The sequence below is a fragment of the Rhizobium sp. BK212 genome (assembly GCF_014197475.1).
In the GTDB taxonomy this organism is placed as follows: Bacteria; Pseudomonadota; Alphaproteobacteria; order Rhizobiales; family Rhizobiaceae; genus Rhizobium; species Rhizobium anhuiense.
This window is the reverse complement of the sequence record NZ_JACIFS010000005.1, coordinates 271,848-292,000: the sequence shown is the minus strand read 5'-3', so window position 1 is coordinate 292,000 and position 20,153 is coordinate 271,848. Positions and strand designations below refer to the sequence as shown.

Annotated in this window: 16 protein-coding genes; 7 read left to right on the top strand and 9 right to left on the bottom strand. The window is 60.8% G+C overall.

The features are described 5' to 3' along the window. Position 1: 1 nt before the first annotated feature. The 4 genes from repA to FHT79_RS18715 all read right to left on the bottom strand — a co-directional run bounded on the left by repA (position 2) and on the right by FHT79_RS18715 (position 5,667). Positions 2-1,195, bottom strand: a complete 1,194-nt coding sequence (repA, locus tag FHT79_RS18730) for a plasmid partitioning protein RepA (protein WP_047619065.1) — start codon at positions 1,193-1,195, stop codon at positions 2-4. A 273-nt stretch (positions 1,196-1,468) separates the two neighbouring features. Then, positions 1,469-2,782, bottom strand: coding sequence for a hypothetical protein (locus FHT79_RS18725; RefSeq protein WP_183903914.1), 1,314 nt, complete (start codon positions 2,780-2,782; stop codon positions 1,469-1,471). 330 nt (positions 2,783-3,112) lie between these two features. Next, positions 3,113-4,102, bottom strand: a complete 990-nt coding sequence (locus FHT79_RS18720) for an aldo/keto reductase (protein WP_063473722.1) — start codon at positions 4,100-4,102, stop codon at positions 3,113-3,115. Positions 4,103-4,914: 812 nt separating this feature from the next. Next, positions 4,915-5,667, bottom strand: coding sequence for an NAD(P)H-binding protein (locus FHT79_RS18715; protein ID WP_183903913.1), 753 nt, complete (start codon positions 5,665-5,667; stop codon positions 4,915-4,917). 379 nt (positions 5,668-6,046) lie between these two features. On the opposite strand from FHT79_RS18715, the gene FHT79_RS18710 reads away from it, so the two are divergent. From FHT79_RS18710 to FHT79_RS18680, 7 genes are all read left to right on the top strand, one after another. Continuing rightward, on the top strand, positions 6,047-9,682 hold the full coding sequence (locus FHT79_RS18710; RefSeq protein ID WP_183903980.1) for a PAS domain-containing protein: 3,636 nt from the start codon (positions 6,047-6,049) through the stop codon (positions 9,680-9,682). Continuing rightward, a complete protein-coding gene (locus tag FHT79_RS18705; protein ID WP_183903912.1) occupies positions 9,679-10,320 on the top strand; it encodes a response regulator in 642 nt (213 codons plus the stop codon). Before FHT79_RS18710 ends, FHT79_RS18705 begins: the two co-directional genes overlap by 4 nt. A gap of 2 nt (positions 10,321-10,322) precedes the next feature. Next, positions 10,323-10,700, top strand: coding sequence for a response regulator (locus tag FHT79_RS18700; protein ID WP_047619077.1), 378 nt, complete (start codon positions 10,323-10,325; stop codon positions 10,698-10,700). Between the two features lies 1 nt (position 10,701). Next, positions 10,702-11,394 carry a response regulator transcription factor gene (locus FHT79_RS18695; protein WP_183903911.1) on the top strand — a complete coding sequence of 231 codons (693 nt, stop codon included), beginning with the start codon at positions 10,702-10,704 and terminating at the stop codon, positions 11,392-11,394. A 263-nt stretch (positions 11,395-11,657) separates the two neighbouring features. Beyond that, positions 11,658-12,011 carry a metalloregulator ArsR/SmtB family transcription factor gene (locus FHT79_RS18690; protein ID WP_183903910.1) on the top strand — a complete coding sequence of 118 codons (354 nt, stop codon included), beginning with the start codon at positions 11,658-11,660 and terminating at the stop codon, positions 12,009-12,011. Positions 12,012-12,409: 398 nt separating this feature from the next. Beyond that, a complete protein-coding gene (locus FHT79_RS18685; RefSeq protein ID WP_183903909.1) occupies positions 12,410-13,075 on the top strand; it encodes a nitroreductase in 666 nt (221 codons plus the stop codon). A 34-nt stretch (positions 13,076-13,109) separates the two neighbouring features. Then, complete coding sequence (locus FHT79_RS18680) at positions 13,110-13,682, top strand: NADPH-dependent FMN reductase (protein WP_047619086.1); 573 nt, start codon at positions 13,110-13,112, stop codon at positions 13,680-13,682. 92 nt (positions 13,683-13,774) lie between these two features. Here the strand turns inward: FHT79_RS18680 and FHT79_RS18675 are convergent, their stop codons facing one another. From FHT79_RS18675 to FHT79_RS18655, 5 genes are read right to left on the bottom strand one after another with little or no spacing between them, the layout of a single operon-like run. Continuing rightward, positions 13,775-14,962: a galactarate dehydratase gene (locus tag FHT79_RS18675; RefSeq protein ID WP_183903908.1), complete on the bottom strand. Its 1,188-nt coding sequence runs from the start codon at positions 14,960-14,962 to the stop codon at positions 13,775-13,777. 12 nt (positions 14,963-14,974) lie between these two features. Continuing rightward, positions 14,975-16,192, bottom strand: coding sequence for a mandelate racemase/muconate lactonizing enzyme family protein (locus FHT79_RS18670; protein WP_183903907.1), 1,218 nt, complete (start codon positions 16,190-16,192; stop codon positions 14,975-14,977). Next, positions 16,189-17,910 (bottom strand): ABC transporter ATP-binding protein, encoded by a 1,722-nt coding sequence (locus FHT79_RS18665; RefSeq protein WP_127431098.1) that lies wholly within the window; start codon positions 17,908-17,910, stop codon positions 16,189-16,191. The genes FHT79_RS18670 and FHT79_RS18665 overlap by 4 nt, the downstream gene beginning before the upstream one ends. A 7-nt stretch (positions 17,911-17,917) precedes the next feature. Further along, on the bottom strand, positions 17,918-19,039 hold the full coding sequence (locus FHT79_RS18660) for an ABC transporter permease (RefSeq protein WP_183903906.1): 1,122 nt from the start codon (positions 19,037-19,039) through the stop codon (positions 17,918-17,920). 9 nt (positions 19,040-19,048) lie between these two features. Next, on the bottom strand, positions 19,049-20,035 hold the full coding sequence (locus tag FHT79_RS18655; protein WP_183903905.1) for an ABC transporter permease: 987 nt from the start codon (positions 20,033-20,035) through the stop codon (positions 19,049-19,051). Positions 20,036-20,153 lie beyond the last annotated feature (118 nt).

Genomic DNA, 20,153 nt, shown 5'->3' with positions numbered 1-20,153 from the left:
CCTATTTCCTTCCCCAGGTCGAGCGAATATGCGCTTCGATCTCGCCATTCACGAGGTTGAGGGACTCCAGAGCCCGGTCATAGGTTCCGCGTGTGAACTGCGACCGCTCGACCTCGTAGAGAGTCTGCTTGGTGACGCCGGCGTCGGCGACCGCCGTCGACTTCACCATGGCATTGTGAAGCATTCGATTGCCGAAGATCGCCCGCATGAAGCCGGTCATCTGACTTTGCGGCCCGTCGTTCGGCTCGAAACGGGTCACGAGATAGCGCATCCAGTCATAGCTGGTGCGACCACCCGCCTTTTCCACGACCGACATCAGCTCACTCGTCATCGTCAGGAACTGCGACATCGACATGACATCCAGCATCTGCGGGTGAACCGTGATCAGGACCGAGGTTGCCGCGCAGAGCGCCGACATCGTCAGGAATCCCAACTGTGGCGGGCAGTCGATGACGACGATGTCGTAAAGGCTTTCGATCTCCGTCAGGACCTCGCCGATGCGGGCAAAGAACATCGTCTCCGCCGTTCCCGAGGCCATCGCCTTCGGTGTCTCGTGCTCGAATTCCATCAGCTCGAGATTGCCCGGAATCAGATGCAGATTGGGCGTGTAGGTGGCGCGCACGATGTCGGCGATCGGACGCGGCTCCTCATATCGGATCGCGCCATATATGGTTTCGCCCTCTCCGACGTCGAACTCCGGCTGATGGCCGAACAAGGCGGACAAGGAAGCCTGCGGATCGAGGTCGACGGCGAGCACGCGGTAGCCCCTGAGCGCCATGAACTGCGCCAGGTGGGCCGCCGTGGTGGTCTTGCCCGAGCCGCCCTTGAAATTCATGACGGAGACGATCTGGAGCTTTTCGCCCGGCCTGCGGGCCGGCACATATTTCGGCGTGCCGTTTCGCTCGTCGAGGACCCGGCGAATCCGATCCATATCCAGGGCACTGTAAAGCCGCCGTCCGTTTGCGAGCGGATCGGGGCCATGGCCATCGGCAGCCACCTGGCGGAGATAGCCTTCGCCAATGCCGATGAAGGCCGCAGCTTCCGCCGGCGAAAATGTTCTGATGGTCTTTTGCGACAGCGGGGGGAAGATTTTTGCCTGATGCTGCTGAAGTTGATAGGATAACTCCTTCGCATCTGTTGCCAGAAGCGACGGGAGATGCTCTTGATCGTCCTGAAGAGCAAGACTCGGCTGCATGATCTTTTTCCCACGTAACTGCGCAATTTTGAACGAAAGCGCTTCAGTTGCGCAGTTACTATATGCCTCGATTCGTTACCAATTTACAAATGCTTAACCAAGCCGCTCATTCCATCCATCGAGACGGCTGGCCAGGTCAGGCAGGTTTCGGGCGGCTGGCGCCATGGCGACGGCTCGAAACGGCTGACAGCCCTGGCGGCTTTCAAACCGACCGGGAAGTTTAGGCATTAGCCTTATAAATCTAATTTATTCAATACCTTGGATGCTACCTGGCTATCTCCCGTCGTCCTTGAGGTAGTTGTTGCCGTTGATCACCAGAAGCCCGTCGGATGCGTTGTCCGGTTCGAATATGCTCATGCTTTCCGTCCTGCCGTCGGCGTCGGTCAAGTCGAGGCGATAGCCGGAAAGCTTATAGCGGCCGCTTGCGCCCGGCCGGTTTCCGGATGTGGTGACGCCCGATCGGGATCCGCCGATTTCGTTCATCATCGAGGCGCCGGACCAGCCCGTGCGTTCGAAGGTGCCGTTTCGACGAAGCGTCAGCGTATGGCTGGAGGCCACCGATCCCGATGAGGTCGCAGTCATGCCGCTCGAGGCAAAGGTGGAAACCCATTCGCCGTCGAGCGTCGTGCCCTCATCAAATGGCGGCACGGCGCGATAATCCGCGTCTGAAATCACCAGGTCCTCACCCTTTTTCGAGAATGGTTTCGTCTCGATTTCGATCGTGCCGTAGGCTGAGGTGACGCTGCGCATTTCGATCGACCCGGCCGAGGAGAAGAAGCCGCCGCCGGCAAGCTTGTAGAGACCGCAATCAGTCGGGGTCTCCTTGCAATGTTCGCCAATGCTCCGGCCGCCCTTCGGCAGCTCCGTGCTGAACCGGCCCTCCCGGTCGAACATGCTGATCGTGCTGTCCGAGTAGAAATCCATGCCGCCGAAGACATTCGGCCGGATGCCGGTATCGAGATGGGTGAAGACGCCGTCCAGCCCGCCATCGCCGCTCGCCGGAACAAGGTCGAAATCCCTGTCGGAAGGATCGAGCTTCACCGAGCGCACGAGGGCCGCGAAATCAGCCTCCGCCCCTTTGCTTCTGTCGCCGGTTACATTCAGCAGCACGAGTTGCAGATAGGCCTGCCGCTTGTCGCCGGCGATGCCGACCACGATCTGGTTGATGCTGACATTGTTCTGATGGACGCAGCAGCGTTCTTCCACGCGGATGTCGTCGCCGTTCACCGTCACCCCGTAATGTTTGATCAGGATATCTTCCTTCGCCATGTCGGGCAGCGTGGCGACGAAGGTCTTCATCCCGGCCTGCAGGGAATTGCGCGCGGCCGGGAGCGGCTTGGTGATCTGGATCAGAGCACTGCCGCGCTTGTCGTCATCCGTTTCAGGAAAATCCTTCTGCAGCATGAAGAGATTGCCTTTGGCGGCCTTCCTCCAGCCGGAAGCGGCGTCGGGCAGGGTCACCGTCAAACCGCCGATATCGGCGGGCGCGGCAAATGCCGGAAGGCAGGACAGGAGGCAGGCAAGAACGACAATGAAGCCCAAACCTGACCTGGCCCGCCCTATCCGATCGACATACGCATTGCCCATGTGCCCCTCCCCTCGTGCTTCGAAGACCGCCGACGAGATTTGGAGCCGGGGGAGGCCATTTCAACCCTGAGCTTCATGAAGGTTTCTTGAACGCTTCGACCCACATCATATTCGTGAGCCTACGAAGAAGTGGGCGCTGTCAGGAGAAACAGGGCGATAACGGCCGTCATTGCCGCTCAATAGCGGCAGTTGCTCTATCGCAGCTCAGCGCCGATCAAAAATCGGAAGCACGCCAACCGCCGAGGGGCCACCACGGTGCTGCTGCGGTAGGCCAACCGCAGTTTCCCTCGACGAGTTTTGGTTTGGCTCGTCGAGAGAAATTTGTTTCGCCTAGAAGCGACGGGGTTCTTCGGGTTTGTTGCCGGCGATCACGTCGATCCGGTCCAGCACGTCAGACGTCATCTTTTGCCTGTGTGAGAGGGCCGCGAGATTGTCCTGCAGCTGGCTGGCGCGCGATGCGCCAAGAATGACGGTCGAGACGTTCCGGTTGGCGAGGCACCACAAAAGGGCGAGATGCGTGATCGATATTCCGATCTCGTCCGCGAGCTTTGCGAGCTCGCCGACTTGTCGGAGCTGGGCGCGGCCGGCATCGCTGGACCACTTTTCCTTCAGCCATTCGTAGCCAGGCAGGTTCATGCGACTGTCGGCGGGCACACCGTCATTGTATTTGCCGGTGAGGACGCCCGAGGCGAGTGGCGACCAGATCGTGGTGCCAAGCCCGATCAACTCGTAGAGCGGGAGGTAGTCCGACTCGACCTTCTGGCGCTCGAAGATGTTGTATTGCGGCTGCTCCATCGTCGGCGGAGTGATGCGCAAGTCCCGAGCGACGGCATAGGCTTCCGTCAATTGTTGCGCCGACCATTCCGACGTACCCCAGTAGAGCACTTTGCCCTGGGCGACGAGATCGTGCATCGCCCGGACTGTTTCCTCGATGGGCGTGTCGATATCCGGGCGATGACAGAAGTAGAGGTCGAGATAGTCGACCTGAAGCCGCTTGAGCGCGGCATGGCAGGCGTCGGTCACATGCTTGCGCGACAGGCCGCGCTGTGTCGGTTTCTGCCCTCCCCAGAAGACCTTGCTGGAGACGACGAAGCTGTCACGGCTCCAGCCCAGCGATCTGAGCGCCTCGCCCATGACGATTTCGGACTTGCCGCTTTCGTATCCCTCGGCATTGTCGAAGAAGTTCACCCCGTTGTCATAGGCAAGCTTCATGAGATCGACGGCGTCGCCTCCATTTACCTGCTTGCCGAAAGTGACCCATGAACCGAAAGAGAACTCGCTCACTTTCAGACCCGACTTTCCCAAACGTCGATATTCCATCATGCAGCTCCCGCAAGTTATGAACATGTGCCGGCCTGTCACCGGCGTCGGCGTCGCACGATTGATCGACTGCCAATTCGCGTAATCTATGGCATGAGCAACGATATGCGAGGCTTAGCTATCGGTTCGCATCGCCTCTTTTGTGACGAGACGACCGATCCAGTGAAACGATCCGCGTTGGCCTGCCCGGACTGAAGCACGGTGCGGTGGAACCGCCGCCACGGTTCTAGCCTGCGTTCCAGCCTCCGGCAAGAGAAAGGGCGCTCCGCGACTTATGTCGGAGCGCCCGTAGCGTGCGGTCGACGACGTTTGCGGCGGAGGTCGACGGCAGCAACGCAAGATGAAGAGATTCGGAACGGATAGGCAACATATGATTAGAATAGGGGGCTTTGTCGGCCGCCGATCGATCGTGTCATCCACTGGATGTCCACAGCTTATCCACAGGAACGGCGACCGCGACCGCAGCAACTTCAATGACATTCGCCTGGCGGCAAATCACACCTCACAAATGCTTATGTGACTGGTGAACGACACTGCCCTTTTGTTTGCCGGCTTAGATACAAACCAAGGCCTGGTTCGGATAGATTTGGTTCTCTTCCCGACCGTGGCGGCGGACGCCGGGAGGAGGTGGGCGGTGGGCAACATGAGGGTCCACCGCCTTCTTTTAAGCGCCCCCTGGGGTCGGCCATCTCACACGTCGAGTTTGACAATTCCCTTGGCCGCCAGGGCCTCGACCGATACCCGACCTGCACGCAACGGAATGCGTCGTGGATATGAACCGGGTGCCGCCGCGCGATCAAATGATCGACTCCCTAGTCCGCCATCGCTTGGTAGAGCCAGTCGGAGAGCTTCTCGGTCGCCACGCGCGCGCCGGCGCCAGGAAGCAGCGCGCCGGCGGTCAATTCGACGCCGAAATACGCGGCGGATGGGTCTGTCACCACCTGCCGCTCGTCCTCATTCGCGGCAAGATAGATCCGGGCGATTTCATCGATACCGAATTGATCCGGACCGCCGATTTCAACAATATCGTTCAACGGCGCTCCGACTGACAATTCCCCCAGCAATGCGGCGACGTCACCGGCCGCCACCGGCCTCATGAACGCCGGAGACAATCGGAAAACATCACCATCAGCACCGGTGTCGATCAATCCGCTGATGAACTCGTAGAACTGTGTGGAACGGAGAAGCGTATAGGGTCGATTTGAAGCCCTGATGAGATTTTCCTGCACCATTTTCGCGCGGAAATAGTCGCTTTCGACCAGACTTGGCGTGCCGACGACCGAAAGTGCAAGATAGTGCCGGACACCGGCCTCGGCCGCTGCGGCAAGCAAATTCCTGGTCGAAGCCCTGAAAAAATCCAGCGCCGCACTGTCGCCGAAAGATGCGGCGTTGGTAACGTCAACGATGACTTCAGTTCCCGCCAAGGCCGCTTCAAGGCCCTTTCCGCTAACCGTGTCGACGCCGAGCGACAACGACACGGCGCTGACTTGGTGGCCGGACTGGCGCATGATTTCACTGAGGCGTGTTCCGACAACACCGGTTGCTCCCGCTACCGTGATTTTCATCTCAGCATCCTTTGTTGCATTGCACCGCGCGAATGGCGACGAGATCGCGGACGGATCGTCTTCAACGTCTCGAGATCGACCGGACCGACAATGACTGGAAAGCCGGGCGCTCTCCATCGTCCATGGGGCCCGGTCGCCTTAGCCGTACGTCTAGCGAAACCACTCCAAGGTTTAGGGTCTCCAATTGCTCGTTCGCGACGAACACCGATTCCGGGCACGGCGGCCACATCCCCGCGCAATGCATGGGTTTCCATGAGTTGCGGTTGTAATGGGGCGGGGTTACGGTCTGAGCATGCGCTCGCCAGCCCCGAAATCGAGAAGAACGACAATACAAAACGCCGACGATCCCGTGGCTTTGTCTGTCCGGCAGGAGCAACTGATAATGAGCGTCTGGTCGCACCGCCCTCTATTCCTGCACCTGGGCCTTTTCATCGTGGCCTATGTGCTGGCCTGCGGATTCGCCCAGTCGCTCGCAATCGTCCCTGGAACCGGAATTTCCATCTGGCCGGCGAGTGGCCTTTTCATTGCGACACTTGTGGCCGCCTCTCCCTACAGCTGGCCTTGGTGGGTGGTGGGGGGCTGCCTGGCCGAACTGTTCAGCAATTTGCTGTGGTTCCACAGTCCGCTGCCTGCGGCTTTTCTGATCTACATCGGTAACGCCCTGGAAGCGGTTGCCGGGGCATGGCTCGTCAACCGAATCTTGAAGCGGCCAGTTCGGCTGGAAACCTTGCAGGAAGTTTTCGCGTTCGTCGTACTGGGCGCGGGGATTGCGCCCATCGCAAGCGCGACCGTGGGAAGTGCGACCCTGGCGTGGTTTGGCATACAATCGCAATCCTTCGCAACGGCTTGGCCTCTTTGGTGGATCGGAGACGCCACCGGCGTCCTGATCGTAGCGCCGCTGGCGTTGGTCGTATTTCACAGCTGGCGCGGCAAGACCCGACTCTCAGCCGCGCAATGGGTGGAAGCTTTCGTCCTGGGGCTGATCTTTCTCGGCGTTGCGGCTCTTTCGCTGAGCGGCTACCTCCCCTTCGCATACATTATCATGCCGCCTCTTCTTTGGGCCGCCGTTCGCTTCGAATTCAAAGGCGCCGCCGTATCCTTGGTCCTCCTTGCCCTGATCACGGCGTTGTTCACGATAACAGGCACCAGCCAGTTTGCCGGCGATCCCGAGGCCCAGAAGCACAAGCAGGTCATGCTGCAGCTTTTTCTGGCCATCTCGGCATTTTCGGCGCTCATTGTGGCCGCCATATCCCGGCAACACCAGTTGGCAGTGCTCACATTGCGCCAAAGCCTGGATACGCTCCGCGACCGTGAGCGGGAACTCTCGCAGCTCGTGGATATGGTTCCGAGCCACGTCTGGCGTCTAACCCCCGACGGCGAGCCGACCTTCTTCAACCAACGGATGGTCGATTTTCTCGGTCTCGATGTTGCTGATTTCGACAAACCCGGCATGAGCCGGCTGGAGTCCGTCCTGGACGCCACCGTTCACCCAGAGGATGCGGCGAGTTTCGGAGATGCCCTTCGCCATTGCCTCGCTACCGGCGCGAGCTTCGCCATGCGGTATCGACTGCGCCGCTCCGACGGCCTCTATCGCTGGATGTCGAGCCGCGCGGAACCGATGCGGGATCAATCAGGGCACATTGTCCAGTGGTACGGCCTGTGTCACGACATCGACGATCAGGTTCATGCCGAAGAGGCTGTGCGGCGGAGCCAACGACAGCTTCAGCAGATCATAGACGCCGTGCCGGTTCGCATCTGGAGTGTGGAATCCACGGGAGGATCGTTCTATTTCAACAAGCGGTATCAGGATCATTTCCGCTCCGTTATTGCCAATTTCGACGCTCTCGGTGAACCGCGCATCGACGATCTGCTGCAACAGCTGATTCATCCAGAAGACGCACTCGATATCCAGCGTACGCTCAGGAACTGCTTCGAAACCGGCTCCGGCTCCGCGATGCGATTTCGCTGGCGCGAAAAGGATGATGTCTACCGCTGGGCGGAATGCCGGGTCGAGCCGCGCCGCGATGACGACGGAACGGTCGTGCAATGGTACGGCGTTTCTCTCGATATCGACGACGAGGTGCGTGCGCTGGAGGCGTTACGTGAACGTGAGCGCGAGCTCTCACAGCTCGTCGACATGGTCCCGGTACAGATCAGGCGCTTGACGCCGGAAGGCGAGCCGGTCTTCTTCAACAAACGTCTGATCGACTTTTTCGGTCTCGACGTGGGCGATATGGACAGGCCTGGCATGAGCCGCCTCGCGTCAGTCATTCACACCCTCGTCCACCCCGATGACGCATCGAGATTGCTGGAGACGGTTCATCGTTCCCTCGCCAGCGGCGATCCCTTCTCGATAAAATACCGCATGCGCCGCGTCGACGGTGCCTATCGCTGGGTCGACGGCCGCGCCGAACCGCTGCGGGACCAAAGCGGCGCAATCATGCAATGGTACGTGATCTCAGTCGACATTGACGATGAGATGCGTGCACAGGAAGCGCTGCGCGACCGGGAGCGGGAGCTTTCGCAACTGGTGGATATGGTTCCCAGCCTGCTCTGGCGGCTCAATTCGGACGGCACTCCGACCTTCTTCAACCAGCGCCTAATCGATTTTCTCGGTCTCGACATCGCCGATATGGAAAAGCCCGGCGTCAGTCGGCTGGCAGCCCTCATCGAAGCCGCCGTCCATCCCGACGATGCCGCCAGCCTCGCCGAAGCGCTCAACCACTCCCTCGTCACCGGCGAGGGCTTTTCGAAACAGTATCGCCTGCGGCGCGCCGATGGCGTCTATCGCTGGGTGAAGGGCAGCGCCGAGCCGCTGCGGGACGAAAACGGGCGGATCGTCCAATGGTACGGTCTCTCGCATGACATCGATGATCAGCTGCGCGTTGAAGAAGCGCTGCGAGAGAGTGAACGCTCGCTCTGGCAGATCGTCGAGACGCTGCCGGCCATGATCGATTGCGCCGCTCCGGATGGAGAGCCGGTCTATCGCAATCCTCAGCTTCGCGACTTTCTCGGATACAAGCTCGAAGAGCTGGACGGAACGGGAAAGTCCCGGCTGGCCGGCACACTCGACGCCGGTGTTCATCCCGACGAGGTGGCCGGAGTCAAGGAAAAGTATGCTCATTCGCTCGCCACCGGCGAGCCCTATGCACGCAGACATCGCCTACGGCGGTTCGATGGTGAATATCGTTGGGTCGAGACACGCGCGGCGCCGATGCGCAACGCTGAAGGCGAGATCATTCAGTGGAATGTCATATGCCTCGATATCGACGGTGAGGTACGGGCGCAAGACGAGCTGCGCCTGGCGCAAGAGGGCCTTGCCCGGGCGAGCCAGGCGGCGAGCCTCGCCGAGCTTTCGGCTTCGATCGCGCATGAGGTGAACCAGCCGCTGGCCGCCGTCGTGGCGAATTCGCATGCCTGCCAGCGCTGGCTCACGGCTGAGCCGCCGAATATGGAGCGGGCGCAAAAGACGGTCGAGCGCATCATCCGGGACGCCAACTCGGCGGCCGAGGTCGTCAGCCGCATTCGCGCCTTATTCAAACAGTCCGCGGACAGGAGGATCCAAACGACGATCTCCGGCATCATCGACGAGGCGCGCAGCCTGATGACCGACGAGGCCTGGCGACGTCGTGTTCGCATCGGTGTCGACGTTGACGGCAATCTTCCGCTCATTGCGATCGATCGCATCCAGATCCAGCAAGTCCTGATCAATCTCATCCGCAACGGCATGGAAGCGATGGACGCCGTTGCAGACGACAGGACGATCGAGATCCGCGCGCGCCATATGGGGAATGCCGTCCAGACCGAGATTAGCGATCGCGGTCAGGGTATCGAGTTTCCCGAGAAAATGTTCGAGCCGTTCTTCACGACCAAGGAAAACGGCATGGGCATGGGGCTGGCGATCTGCCGTTCGATCGTCGAGCTTCATGGTGGACGATTGTGGGCCGAGAAGAACAATCCGCACGGAGCGACGTTGATCTTTACCTTGCCCATAGAAACGAAGGCGGCGTCATGACAGCCGATGACCATATTGTCTTCATCGTGGATGACGATGGACGTATTCGGGAAGCGCTCGGCGAGTTGCTGGAGTCGCACGGCATGCGCGCCATCGCCTTCGAATCGGCCTGCGATTACGTGAAAGCGGACAAGCCTGACCTGCCCGCCTGCCTTATTCTCGATATCGAACTGCCTGACATCAACGGCCTCGACCTGCAGAGACAGATCGCTGACAGGGACCATCCGCCGATCGTCTTCATCACAGGACATGGCGACATTCCCTCCTCCGTGCGTGCGATCAAGCATGGCGCGGTGGACTTCCTGACCAAACCCTTCAGCGATGCGGACCTCATGGCGGCAGTCCACGCGGCGATCGCCGAGGATCGGACAAAGAGATCGGAACGCGCCGAACTCGACATGCTCAAACGACACTACCTCGACCTGACGCCGCGAGAGCGCGAGGTGCTGCCGCTCGTCGTCAGCGGTCTTCTCAACAAGCAGGCGGCAGCCGAATTGGGGATCAGCGAAGTCACGCTGCAGATCCATAGAAGAAATGTGATGCAGAAAATGGCGGCGGCGTCGCTCGCCGATCTCGTCCGGATCGCGGAGAGATTGGAAATACCGATAACCCACTCGCGCCGAGTGGGAGGGAATTGAACATGAACAAGACAAGACACGTCGTGGCAATTGTCGATGACGATCCAAGGTTGCTTGAATCGATGGGCGACCTTCTGGAATCCGCGGGTTATGTGGCCCGCAGCTTTTCGTCGGCGGGCTCGCTGCTCATCAACGGGCTGTCGGACCTCGACCTGCTCATCACCGATATCGGAATGCCTGGCATCGACGGCTTCGAACTTCGCGATTTGGTGCGAAAGTCGCGTCCGGAGCTGCCGGTATTCCTGATCACGGGCCGCCACGAGATAGCAGATCAGGGCCGCGCTCAAGGCGTGGGCGGATTTTTCCGCAAGCCTTTTGATGCCCAGGCGCTGCTGGCAGCTATAGCCAACGCTTTGCATAAATCGACAGATGGAGGGTGACATGCGAGTTGACCAGCCGTTGCTGCGGAGATCGGCGCCGTTATCGTTGCAGGGCAGATGTGAAGAGACAGAGCCACTCGTCATCATCGTCGATGACGACGCGTCCGTTCGTGAGGCGCTGTCGGAGCTCATCCTGTCGGCGGGTTTCCGGTCGACCAGTTTTGCCTCGACCCGCGAATTGCTTGACGCCGATATATTGGATAGCCCCGGTTGCCTGATCCTCGATGTGCGCATGCCTGGAGCAAGCGGCCTCCACCTGCAGCGTCATCTGGCCGAAAACGGCATTGCCAAGCCCATCATCTTCGTGACCGGCCATGGCGACATCCCGATGACCGTTCAGGCGATGAAGGCCGGCGCTGTCGATTTTCTCACCAAACCCGTGCGGGACCAAACGCTGCTCGACGCCATCACGGCTGCCATTGCGATGGATGCCGAGCGGCGAGCGGAAGCCGCGATCGCCGAGCGCAATATCAAGCGCCTGGAGACCCTGACGCAGCGCGAGCGCGAGGTTCTGCATGAAGTGGCGCGCGGCCGCCTCAACAAGCAGATCGCCTTCGATCTCGGCATCAGCGAAGTGACGGTCAAGCTGCATCGCAGCAATGTCATGCACAAAATGGAGGCTACCTCCATCGGCGAACTGATCCGGGCCTGGGAAACTCTGCCCGCACAAATGCGCCAGGCAGGCGCGCGCTAGCGCAATTCCAGACTCAACACTGCTGCACAGTTTTGCTGGAATTGCTCCAGCTTTAGCAGCACGCCTCCAAAAACTCGGGATGCCGGCCTCGAAGATTACATACCGCCGCTGTCCATTTGATGCGCGCCGTATCCGATCTGCGCCGAAAAAGACCATCTTGCGCCGGCAATGGGGTTTCGGCCGCGCACCCATGCGTTATTCCTAAATTAAAGCTCGGGGATATGACCTGGTGCCCCGCTTTGGTTCCTAAAGGAGATCTCGCTTTGAACAATCACTCGTCAACCGCGCCTTCCCCTGAAACCACCGCCTTCGACAACGAAGCAAACTTCCTGTCGGCCATGGGGAATGCCAAACGGCTTCATATGCTGCATCTGCTGGCCGAGGGAGAAATGTCGGTGAGCGTCCTGGCCGACGAGGTGGGGTTGAGCCAATCTTCGACGTCCCAGCATTTGGCCATTCTTCGAGAACAGGAACTCGTGCAGACGCGAAGGGCTGCACAGACGATCTATTATTCACTTCAATCCGGCGCGGCCAAGGCGATGCTCGATACGCTCGCCGACATTTTCGGATCCTACCATCGCTCCCCGGTAGAACGTGTCCGATCCGTAGGCACCTGATGACGAAGCGTTGCTCTTGCGGCTCATGATTGGTGCCCAATTCTGCTGAGGATGATCCTGTCGGCAACTCAGGATCGGCGCCGCCGCAGCGAGGTGCGGCATAACGGCGAAGAACGCAGTTTCGAAAAAGACGGCTGCGGCTTGAGCGCAAGCGCCAAGCCGAGGCCCGTTCAACGTCCGCAATTCCAAGGCCGGGATGCCGTGGCGCGGGAGTCCTGTCATGCTTCGCCTACATGCCCCTCGAACGCATGGATCCCCGATGTACGTTTGATGTACCCCTCCTAGACCACGGTGTGATTACGCCTCCATTGCGAATGGAGATAATGAACCGCATCAGGAACGGAACGGCAGCCCGACCATGCTCATCGATGCTGGGTTTGGGTCAGACGGAGGTGATCATGGACGTATATGAGGCAGTCAAAAGCCGACGGTCGGTGCGCGGGTTCAAAGACGCGCCTGTGGACAGGGAGGTTCTGGAGCGGGTGCTGTCCGCCGCGGCTTGGTCGCCGTCAGGATCGAACATCCAGCCGTGGAACACCTACGTGATGACCGGCGCGCCGCTGGCTGAGCTGAAGACGTCCGCCGTCGAGCGTGTGGCCCATGGCGACGCCTGGGACAAACGGCAGTACGAGATGTACCCGCCCACACTGAAGTCCCCCTACGGGGAGCGCCGATCCGCCTTCGGCAAGGAGCGCTACAGCGCGCTCGGCATTGCACGCGAGGACTGGGAGGCGCGCCAGCGGGCAGCAATCGCCAACTGGAACTGTTTCGGCGCGCCCGCCGCCCTGTTCTGCTACATCGATCGCGACCTGGGCCTACCCCAATGGGCCGACGTCGGCATGTATCTGCAGACCGTCATGCTGCTCCTCCGCGCCGAAGGTCTGCACAGTTGCCCGCAGATGGCGTGGTCGCAGGTTCGCGAGACGGTCGCGGACGTCCTGTCACCCCCGGACGGGCTCATCCTCTTCTGCGGCATGTCGATCGGGTACGAGGACCCTACGGTCAGTTACGCCCGTACAGGCCGCGCGCCGCTCGATGAGACGGTCACGTTCCTCGGCGATTAGTTACTTGCGATCAAAGGACAAGAGGGAGAACGCCATGACCACGCATAAAGTAGGCTATCTCATCGGCAGCCTCGCCAAGGGCTCGATCAACCGCAAACTCGCCACGGCGTTGGTGCGGTTGGCCCCGCCGGAACTCGAAATGTCGGAGATATCCTTCAAGGATCTGCCGCTCTACAGCTACGACTATGACGCCGACTACCCTCCGGCTGGCAAGGCATTCAAGGCGGCAATCGCGGCCGTCGACGCCGTGCTGTTCGTCACGCCGGAATACAATCGATCCATACCCGGCGGGCTGAAAAACGCAATCGACTGGGCGAGCCGCCCCTACGGCACCAACTCGTTCACACGCAAGCCGTCAGCAGTGATCGGCACGTCGCCGGGCGCGATCGGCACAGCCGTCGCCCAGCAGAATTTGCGCAGTGTGCTCAGTTTCTGCAACTCTCCGCAGATGAATGCCCCGGAAGCCTACATCCAGTTCACACCGGGGCTGATCACCGATGACGGCGAGGTCACGAAAGACAGCACCGCCGATTTCCTTCGCACTTTCATGCGGGACTTCCACGTCTTCATCGCAAGGGTTCGCTCAGTGCTGCCTAGAGATGCCTAGCGGGCGCTTGGAATGAGCGATTGCGTATCCTGTACTGCGGGAGCTGGCCACGTCCATCCGGGCCAGCTCCGGTTTTTAAAGCGCACAATGCCTCAGGCGAAGGCGTAGGAGCCGTCCGGTCGCTTCGGCACGCGCCGCTGCCAGTGGATGTAGCCTTCCTCTTCCATCGCCTTCTCGTCCATTTCGACGCCCCAGCCCGGCCGGTCGGGACGCAATTCCAGATAGCCGTCCTTCGGCAGATAGGGATCGACGACATAGCGGGTTTCCCCCTGCCGTTTCTCGATATCGAGGCCGCCATAGACATAGGCCTGCCCCTTCGGCAGCCGGTATTCGAGGATGCGGAAATTCTGCGCCGCGGCCGAAAAATGAACGTTGACCGCCGTCGCAAGCGGCCCCATCGGGTTGTGCGGCGCCACCCCGACGAAATAGGCTTCGGCGAGTGTGGCAATGCGGCGCATTTCGCTGATGCCGCCGACGACGCAGATATCGGGCTGGATGAGATCGGCGCCCTTGACCTGCAGCAGCCGCAGGAACTCGTTTCTGTTGTAGAGCGACTCGCCGGTGGCAAGCACGCAGTTGAGCCCCTGTTTCAGATCGCCCCACGCCTCGATATTCTCAGGGCGCAGCGGTTCCTCGAAAAACAAGGGATCGTAGGGGGCCAGCGCGTTGCCGAGTTGCCTTGCGGCGACCGGCTCGAAAATCTTGGCATGGGCATCGAAGGCGATCTCGTATTCGTCGTCGACCGTCTCGCGCAGCGAGCGGAAATAATCCGCCGAGGCTTTCACCACATTGCCCCAGCGATGGGCGTGCATGTCGATACGCCAGGGGCTGAGCTTGAAGGCGGTGAAACCCCATTCTTCCTTCAAACGATCGAATTCGTCGCGGGCGGCGGGCGCGTCCGGTGCGGTGTAGACGCCGGCATAGACCTTGATGCGGTCGCGCACCTCACCGCCCAGCAGCTTGTAGACTGGGACATTTGCTGCCTTGGCCGCAAGGTCCCACAGGCAGTGATCGAGCGCAGAGATCGCGGCAAGGCCAAGCGCGCCCGGCGGGAACCGGCTTTGCTGGATCAACAGATTGACGAGATAATCGACGCGTGTGGGGTCCTGGCCGGAGAGAAATGCGTAGAGATAATCCAGGAGCGGCGGCAGCGCCTTGTCGGGGCCGTGATTGTAGCATTCACCCCAGCCCGTCAGCCCGTCATCGGTGTCGAGCGCGACGATCACGCGGGGACGGTCCTTGTCGCGGGTCATGAAAACCCGCATGCGGTCGATCTTCATCTTTCTGTCCTTCTAGCGATTGAAATAGCTGCGGCGTGCGACGCGCGTCTGCACGTAGAGATGCTCTTTGTAGGTTCCGGGATTATAGGAGCCGGCAGCTTCCGGCACGGGAACGGAGACATTGCCGCCGCTCGGAAAACGAGCCACGAATGCTTCGTCGATATCGCAGCCGAGCCCCGGCCCGTCGGGAACCGCAATCAGGCCGTCGACCTGAACGGGGTGCGGCACGATCGTCTGGCGGCGGCCGTCCCAGTCGTCGTCAAGGCGCTCGAGAATGAGGGCGTTCGGGATCGCCGCAAGCAGATGCAAGGCGGCATATTCCGCCACCGGCCCGAGCGAGCCCGAATGCGGCGCCATCTGGATATGATGCGCCTCGGCCATGGCGGCGATCTTCTTCATCTGGGTGATGCCGCCGGCCCGGCCGGTATCCGGCTGGATCACGTCGACCAGTTCCTTCTCGATGAGCTCGCGCTCGCCGAAGATAGTTGCCGAGCGCTCGCCAGCCGCGAGCGGCACATGGGCTGCGTCGCGGATGCGCCGGTAGCCGTCGATATTGTCGGGTGCGATCGGATCTTCGACCCACATCAGCTCGTAAGGTTCGAGCGCCCGCACCAGCCGGCAGGCATCGGCTGGCGTCAGCCATGGCGGCCCATGCAGATCGATGGCGATGTCCAAGTCGTCGCCGACGGCGTCGCGGAGAGCTGCAACCTTGCGGACGGGATCGGCGACCCCGCCGCATTTGATCGCCTTGATGCCGCGCTCCTTGATGGCAAGCGCGCGCTCGGGCGTATTCGCATGTGAATAGATCGGGATCCGGTCACGCACCTTGCCGCCGAGCAGCATCCAGACTGGCACGCCGAGCGCCTTGCCCTTGATGTCCCAGAGCGCCATGTCGATGCCGGTCATCGCACCGCCGCCGACCGTCCCGAGCATGCCGTGACCCATCATGGCGATATGCATCTTCTGCCACAGCCGTTCGATATGGGCAGGATCCTCGCCGATAAGGAGGGGTGCAAGATCATGGATCGCCGTCTCGATGACGCGCGGCCAGCCGGAGCATTCACCAATACCGGTGATGCCCTCGTCGGTATCGATCTTCAGAAAGAGCCAGTTCCGGGTGCCGGCCAGCTGTCTCGACGCACCGTCTCCGGAGCGCTCGTCCGAGGCCCATTTGGAGGGATCGGGCTGACCGGCATGCATGAGAAACGTGCGGATCCCGGTGATTTTCATCGCAGAGAACTCCCATTCTTCAGAATCTCCGGCGCGACGTAGCGGAAACGCCGCGAATGATCGCGGTCGCGCGGATCGGGACGTGGAATGGCTGATATGAGCGCCTGCGTATAGGCGTGCTCGGGCGTGCGGCAGACTTTCTCCGCATCGCCGATTTCGACGAGTTGGCCTTTGTACATGACGCCGACACGGTCGCACATGTAGCGGATGACGCCGATGTCATGACTGATGAAGATATAGGCGAGGCCGAGTTCGTCCTGCAGGCGCATCAGGAGATCGAGCACCTGCGAGCGCACGGAGACGTCGAGCGCCGAGGTCGCCTCATCGGCAACGATGACACGCGGATTGAGTGTGATGGCGCGGGCAATGCCGATGCGCTGGCGCTGGCCGCCGGAGAATGCGTGCGGGTAGCGTTCGCGCGCCCTCGGGTCTAGGCCGACCTGCTCCATGAGGTGGCAAACGCGCTCGTCCAGCGCCCGCCCCTTTGCCACGCCATTGACGAGCAGCGGCTCGCCGATGATCTGGGAGACGGTCATGCGTGGGTTGAGGGAGCCGAAAGGATCTTGAAACACCATCCGCAATTCCCGCCTTGCGGCGGCGAGCGTCTGACCCTTTGCCGTTGCCAGATCGATGATGTCGCCGTCGGCGCGGCGATAGAGGATTTCGCCTGCTGTGGGATCAATCAGCCGCATGATCGAGCGGCCCATCGTCGTCTTCCCGGATCCGCTTTCGCCGACGATCCCAAGCGTCTCGCCCGGCAGAAGCGAAATGGAAACATCGTCCAGCGCTTTCACTTCACCGAAATCCATCGATACATTGCGGAGTTCGAGGATCGGTGGCGCCGTCGTGTCGAGCGGGGCGCGCGCCAGCCGAATTTCGGCCTTCGCTTCCAGCTTCAGCACCGAGCCGATCAGCATGCGGGTATAGTCGTCCTTCGGTGCATGAAAGATTTGCTCGACCGGCGCATATTCCTTGGCGACGCCATTGTGCATGACGAGCACATCGTCGGCGATCTGCGCGACGACGCCCATGTCATGGGTGATGAACAGAACGGCCATGCCCTTGGCCTTCTGCAGCCGGGCGATCAGGTCGAGAATTTCGGCCTGTGTCGTCACGTCGAGGGCCGTGGTCGGTTCGTCGGCGATCAGGAGCTGCGGTTTGCAGGCGAGCGCCATGGCTATCATCGCGCGCTGGCGCATGCCGCCGGAATATTGGAAGGCATATCGGTCCAGCGCTTTTTCCGGCGAGGGAATCTCGACCTGCTTGAGCAGCGATATGGCCTCGGCGCGCGCCTCTGCCTTGCTCATCCTGGTGTGAAGGCGAAGCGCCTCGACGATCTGGTTGCCGACCGTGTGAATCGGCGACAGCGACGACATCGGCTCCTGGAAAATCATGGCGATGTCGCGGCCGCGGATCGCCCGGATCTGGCGCCCGCGCGGATTGAGACTGGTCAGATCGATCGAGCCGCCATTCTGATCGTTCAAGATGATCGATCCGCCGGAGATACGGCCGGGCGCATCGACGATTTGCAGTATCGAACGCGCCGTCACCGACTTTCCCGATCCGCTTTCGCCGACGACACAGAGCGTCTTGCCCGGCTCGATCGTGAAGGACAGATCGCTGACGGCGCGAAAGACGCCGGTGCGCAGTGGGAATTCGACGGTCAGATTTTTCACCTGCAGCAGCGGCTTGCCGGCAATGGGAACGATATCGGTCATGCCGGCCTCATTTGTTGTAGGGATCGGCTGCATCGCGCAAGCCGTCGCCGAGAAGGTTGAGCGCCATCACCGCAACGACGACGGCGAAGCCCGGCATGAAGAGCCATGGCGCGGTGGCGATCGAGCGAATGTTCTGGGCCTCGCGCAGAAGCACGCCCCAGGAGATGGTCGGCGGCTGCAGCCCGAGCCCCAGGAAGGAGAGTGAGGTTTCGGCAAGGATCATCGCCGGCACTGCAAGCGTGATCGAGGCAATGATGTGGCTGGCGAAGCTCGGCAGCATGTGGCGAAAGATGATGCGTCTTTCGCGAACGCCGTCGAGCCTGGCGGCGGCGACGAATTCTTCGGTGCGCAGGGACAGGAAGCGGCCGCGAACGACGCGGGCAAGCTGCGCCCAGCCGGTCAGCGACAGGATGATCGTGATCATCATATATTGCAGCGTCGCCGGCCAGTCCTGCGGCAGGGCCGCGGCCATGGCCAGCCAGATCGGGATCGTCGGCAGCGACAGCACGAAATCGATCACCCGCTGCAGGAAGAAATCGATGCGGCCGCCGTAATATCCCGAGATGCCGCCGAGCACGATGCCGAGCATCAGTGAGAAGAAGACGCCAACGAGGCCGATCGACAACGATATCTGCGAGCCCTGCACCGTTCGGCTGAAGACATCGCGCCCCAGCCTGTCGGCACCGAAGAGAAGCAGCGGCGTCGTCTTGTCGGGCGAGGCGATCAGATGGATGTTGGTGTTGAACAGGCCGAACACGGAATATTCATAGCCGCGCCCGAAAAACTGGACGTCGACACGCTTCGTCGTGTCTTCCTTGAAGATGGCGGCCAGCGTTTCCGGATCGCGGGTCAGCTTCATCGGGTAATAATGCGGGCCGAAGGAGAAACCGTTCGCAGTATCGATCAGATGCAATTTCTGCGGCGGGTGAAAAGTCGCCCGCGCATTTTGCAGGTTCGGATCGTTGATGGCGAAGAAACCGGGAACAAGGGCGACGATATACATCATCACGGTGACGACGAGCGCGACCATGGCGAGCCGGTGGCGGCGGAAAGCCCACCAGATGAGCTGCCACTGCGATGCGACGGCAGCGCGATCCGGCTGAATATTTGTAACAGTGATGTCGGCCACGTGAGGCTCCTATTCCAACCGGATGCGGGGATCGACCAGCGCAAGCAGGATGTCGCTGATCAGAGAGCCTATCAGCGTCAGCGCGCAGATCAGCAGAACGAAGGCGCCGGCGAGATACATGTCCTGGGCCATCAACGCCTGCAGCAGCAGGGGTGCGGCCGTCGGCAGATTGAGGACGATGGCGACGACGACGGAACCGGAAATGAGGTTGGGAAGCAGCCAGGCAATGGTCGAGATGAAGGGATTGAGCGCGATCATCAGAGGATATTTCATCAGCAGCCGGAACTCCGAGAGCCCCTTTGCCCGTGCCGTGGTCACATAAGGCTTCGGCAGTTCGTCGAGCATATTCGCGCGCATGACGCGAATGAGGCTTGCCGTCGAAGAGACGGCCAGGATGATGACGGGAAGCCAGAGATGCGAGAACAGGTCGACCATCTTGGCGAAGCTCCAGGACGCGTTCTCGTATTGCGGCGAAAACAGCCCGCCGACATCCTGGCCGAACTCGACCGCCGCGATATACATCAGCACCAGCGCCAGCAGGAAAGACGGAACGGCCAAGCCGAAGAAGGTGAAGGCGGTGAAGAAATAGTCGCCGATGGAATATTTGCGCACGGCGGAGAAAACGCCGATCGGCAGGGCGATCGCCCAGGTGGCGATCAATGTCGACAGAGCCAGGACGAGGGTCAGCGCCATGCGCTCCCAGATCAGGTCGGAGACCGGTTGCTGCCACTCGAAGGAAATGCCGAAATCGCCGCGCGAGAGGATGCCCCAGATCCATTTGAAATATTGGACGAGCATCGGATCGCCGAGGCCGAAGCGCTCGCGCAATTGTGCCGCCGTGTTCTGATCGACGATCTCGTTGGAGGCGGCCAGCGTCGCAATATAGGTCGTGACATAGTCGCCCGGCGGCAGCTGGATCAACACGAAAGCGAGGAAGCTGACGGCAAACAGCGATGGAATCATCCATAGGAAGCGTTTGGCGATAAAGATCAGCATGAGGCGCCTCTTGCATTGAACGCCGCCCTCCGGGCCCTGTCGGCCGTCAGCCGGCAAGGCATCTCGGAGGGCGAACTGAAAGAAAGCGCCGTACCGTTGGGCACGGCGCCAAGATCGA

Bases quoted from the DNA above. Each gene is read 5' to 3' on its own strand.
- repA (WP_047619065.1), bottom strand. From the start codon at position 1,195: ATGCAGCCGAGTCTTGCTCTTCAGGACGATCAAGAGCATCTCCCGTCG.
- FHT79_RS18725 (WP_183903914.1), bottom strand. From the start codon at position 2,782: ATGGGCAATGCGTATGTCGATCGGATAGGGCGGGCCAGGTCAGGTTTG.
- FHT79_RS18720 (WP_063473722.1), bottom strand. From the start codon at position 4,102: ATGGAATATCGACGTTTGGGAAAGTCGGGTCTGAAAGTGAGCGAGTTC.
- FHT79_RS18715 (WP_183903913.1), bottom strand. From the start codon at position 5,667: ATGAAAATCACGGTAGCGGGAGCAACCGGTGTTGTCGGAACACGCCTC.
- FHT79_RS18705 (WP_183903912.1), top strand. From the start codon at position 9,679: ATGACAGCCGATGACCATATTGTCTTCATCGTGGATGACGATGGACGT.
- FHT79_RS18700 (WP_047619077.1), top strand. From the start codon at position 10,323: ATGAACAAGACAAGACACGTCGTGGCAATTGTCGATGACGATCCAAGG.
- FHT79_RS18695 (WP_183903911.1), top strand. From the start codon at position 10,702: ATGCGAGTTGACCAGCCGTTGCTGCGGAGATCGGCGCCGTTATCGTTG.
- FHT79_RS18685 (WP_183903909.1), top strand. From the start codon at position 12,410: ATGGACGTATATGAGGCAGTCAAAAGCCGACGGTCGGTGCGCGGGTTC.
- FHT79_RS18680 (WP_047619086.1), top strand. From the start codon at position 13,110: ATGACCACGCATAAAGTAGGCTATCTCATCGGCAGCCTCGCCAAGGGC.
- FHT79_RS18675 (WP_183903908.1), bottom strand. From the start codon at position 14,962: ATGAAGATCGACCGCATGCGGGTTTTCATGACCCGCGACAAGGACCGT.
- FHT79_RS18670 (WP_183903907.1), bottom strand. From the start codon at position 16,192: ATGAAAATCACCGGGATCCGCACGTTTCTCATGCATGCCGGTCAGCCC.
- FHT79_RS18665 (WP_127431098.1), bottom strand. From the start codon at position 17,910: ATGACCGATATCGTTCCCATTGCCGGCAAGCCGCTGCTGCAGGTGAAA.
- FHT79_RS18655 (WP_183903905.1), bottom strand. From the start codon at position 20,035: ATGCTGATCTTTATCGCCAAACGCTTCCTATGGATGATTCCATCGCTG.